Origin of the sequence: Kitasatospora sp. NPDC088351 (assembly GCF_040685575.1) — a bacterium.
In the GTDB taxonomy this organism is placed as follows: domain Bacteria; phylum Actinomycetota; class Actinomycetes; order Streptomycetales; family Streptomycetaceae; genus Kitasatospora.
Genome location: NZ_JBFBIL010000131.1, coordinates 1 through 2,534 on the forward strand (window position 1 = coordinate 1; position 2,534 = coordinate 2,534).

The window sequence follows — 2,534 nt, forward strand, 5'->3', positions numbered from 1 at the left end:
TTGCTCGATGTGGTGAATCAGGTGCCGGGTGCGGCCTCGCTGGAGCGGGTGGACGTGGTGCAGCCGGTGTCGTTCGCGGTGAACGTCGGCCTGGCCCGCCTCTGGGCGTCGCTGGGTGTTGTTCCGGATGCGGTGGTGGGTCACTCGCAGGGGGAGATCGCGGCGGCGCATGTCGCGGGCATCCTCTCCCTGGACGACGCGGCGGCGGTGGTGGCGTTGCGGTCGCAGGCCATCGCGCGGGGTCTGGCGGGTCGGGGCGGGATGGTGTCGATCGGGCTGCCGCTCGCCGAGGTGACCGGCACGCTGCCGGACGGCGTGGAGGTCGCCGCTGTCAACGGCCCCTCCTCGGTCGTCGTCGCCGGTGACCCGGCGGGTCTGGACACGCTCGTCGTCTCGTACGAGGAGCAGGGTGTGCGCGTGCGGCGGATCCCGGTGGACTACGCCTCGCACACCTCGCACGTGGAGTCGATCGAGGCCGAACTCGCCGAGCTGCTGGGTTCGGTGAAGCCGCGGCCGGCTGTCGTCCCGTTCCTGTCGACGGTCGAGAGTCGCTGGCTGGAGGGGCCGGAGCTGGACGCGGGGTACTGGTACCGCAACCTGCGGCAGACCGTCCGCTTCGCCGAGGCCGTCGAGACCCTGGCGGGCGTGGGTTTCCGGGCGTTCGTCGAGGTCAGTGCGCACCCCGTGCTCGCCCACGCCGTCGTCGAGGCCCTGGAGGAGGCCGTCCAGGCGCCGACCGTCGTCACCGGGACCCTGCGCCGTGAGGACGGCGGCTGGGACCGCGTCCTGCTCGCCGCCGCCGAACTCCACGTGCACGGCCTGCCCGTGGACTGGTCCACGGCCTTCCCGGACGCCGCCCTCCTCCCCGCCTCCGAGCTGCCCACCTACCCTTTCCAGCACCAGCGCTACTGGCTGGAGACCCGCCCCGCCACCGACGTGGGCGCCGCCGGGCTGGCGCCCGTCGGGCACCCGCTGCTGGGCGCGGCGGTGCAACTGCCCGAGGGCGGGGCGCTCCTCACCGGACGGCTCGACCCGAAGGATCACCCGTGGCTCGCGGACCACGCCGTCGCCGGCACCGTCCTCGCCCCGGGGGTCGTGCTGCTGGAGCTGGCCTCGCGGGCCGGCGACGAGGCGGGCACGCCCACCGTCGAGGAGCTGGTGATCGAGGCCCCGCTGCTCGTCCCCGGGCGCGGCGCCCTGCAGCTGCACCTGCGGGTGGACGCGCCGGAGGACGGCGCCCCCGACAGCCGGCGGCCGTTCGCCCTGTACTCACGGCCCGAGGACGGCGAGGGCGGTGCCTGGACGAGGCACGCCACCGGTTTCCTGGGCGGCGAGCAGGCGCCGGACACCGTCGCCCCCGGCGCGTGGCCACCGGCCGGCGCGGAGCCGGTCGCCCTGGACGGCTTCTACGAGCGGCTGGCGGACCGCGGCTTCGGCTACGGACCGGCGTTCCAGGGACTGCGGGCCGTCTGGCGGCTCGACGGCGAGGTGCACGCCGAGGTGTCTCTGCCCGCCGGCCGGGCCGCCGAGGACTTCGGCATCCACCCGGTGCTGCTGGACGCCGCTCTGCAGTCCACCAACTTCCTGGGCATCGCCGAGCCGGAGCCGGGCCACGTCCTGCTGCCGTTCGCCTGGAACGACGTGGCACTGTTCGCCACGCGTCCCACCGCCCTGCGGGTGCACGCCCGGCAGACCGGCCCGCACGCGTTCTCGCTCGTCCTCACCGACCCGACCGGCGGACCGGTGGCCTCGGTCGGCTCGCTGTCGCTGCGGCAGGTGCCGGTCGACCGGCTCGCCGGCCTCGGCGGGGCCGGTACCGACCACCTCTACCAGGTGGGCTGGACGCCTCTCGTCCTGCCCGCCGACGCCGCCGGTGTCGCCGCCCCGGCGGTGCTGGACCTGACCGCCGGGACGGCCGAGGGGCCCGAGGGCGCCCGGGCGCTGGTCGGCCGGGTCTCGGAGTTCCTGCACCAGGGACTCACCGATCCCGCCCGGAGCGGGGAGCCGCTGGCGGTCGTGACCGGGCCGCCGGACGCGGACCCGGCGGTCAACGCGGTGTGGGGGCTGGTCCGTTCGGTCCAGCAGGAGCAGCCCGGCCGGGTCGTGCTCCTCGGTGGCGAAGGGACGGGCTTCCCTGCCGCGGCGGTGGACCCGTCGGTGGTGGGCGGCCTGCTGGCGTCGGGCGAGAACCAGGCGCTCTGGCGCGACGGGACTGCGGTGGTGCCGCGCCTGGCGCGTGCTGAGGTGCCCGCCGGTGCCGGGCTGGTTCTGGATCCGGTGGGGACGGTGCTGGTGACCGGTGGTACGGGGACGCTGGGCGGGCTGGTGGCCCGGCATCTGGTGGAGTCGTACGGGGTGGGGCGGCTGTTGCTGGTGAGTCGTCGCGGCGCGGAGGCGCCGGGTGCGGCGGAGTTGGTGGCCGGGCTTGAGGCGCTCGGTGCGTCGGTGGAGGTGGTGGCTGCCGACGTGTCGGACCGTTCGGTGGTCGACGAGTTGGTGGGTGGGGTTCCGGCGGAGCGTCCGCTGACGGCGGT

The 2,534-nt window shown here is 75.5% G+C and carries 1 protein-coding gene; it reads left to right on the top strand.

Annotation, left to right across the window (positions count from 1 at the left end):
* Nucleotides 1-12: 12 nt before the first annotated feature.
* Nucleotides 13-2,534 (top strand): acyltransferase domain-containing protein (locus tag AB0P06_RS36785; protein WP_363615354.1); only part of this gene is annotated, 2,522 nt, incomplete at its 3' end.